This is a genomic window from Rhizobium sp. CCGE 510, assembly GCF_000292525.1.
GTDB lineage: Bacteria > Pseudomonadota > Alphaproteobacteria > Rhizobiales > Rhizobiaceae > Rhizobium.
This window is the reverse complement of record NZ_AEYF01000122.1, coordinates 1-652: the sequence shown is the minus strand read 5'-3', so window position 1 is coordinate 652 and position 652 is coordinate 1. Positions and strand designations below refer to the sequence as shown.

1 pseudogene is annotated in these 652 nt (G+C 53.2%); it reads right to left on the bottom strand.

What is annotated here, in order from left to right:
• Nucleotides 1–430 (bottom strand): annotated as a pseudogene (locus RCCGE510_RS35040) (restriction endonuclease); the annotation flags it as partial.
• Nucleotides 431–652 lie beyond the last annotated feature (222 nt).

Here is a 652-nt window from a genome sequence, read left to right as displayed (position 1 = left end):
AGTCGAAAGAAGCCCAGCGATGATCAAATTGGTGGATCATCTTAGCTTCATAGAGCGGAGATAATCCCGAACTGACATCGGCTCCGCCTTCAAGGCCGCTGTTTGGTGTCTTCAGAAATAAGTGACTAGAATCCGCCATATCAAACATTTTTGTTTGATAGGTGAAACCCCATGGGTTCTTCTCCCGTCCTATTTCTCGGGAAACATCTTCTATCAAAATTGGTGAGCGCGCATAAAGACTTGCTGTCAGCTTCGCATCAGCACGAGAGCGGAAAACGGGCGCGGTCATGGTGTTCGGATTTACCCGAGCAATCTCGTTCGGCGTCAGCGTAAAGCGGCGCTCCTCGTGCGCGAGTTGCGCCGTATTGGTCAGGAAGAAGGCGAAGGAAGCCCGATTCGCCGGGCCTATGCTGAGAATGCTGAATTTCATGCGGCTATCGACAGCCGGGAACAGCCGCTCACGATTCTCAAAATCAATGAGCTGCGCGAGCCGTGACGTCTCGACGAGACTACCGAAGAACAATGAGGTGGACGAATCCGTTGCAAAGCCTGTTGGCACGATTACACCTGCTCGGCCGGATCGCTTCGTAGAGGCGCGAAAACAGCTCGGCGAACAAGGCATAGGTGTTGACATCGCCTCTGCCGGTGAACG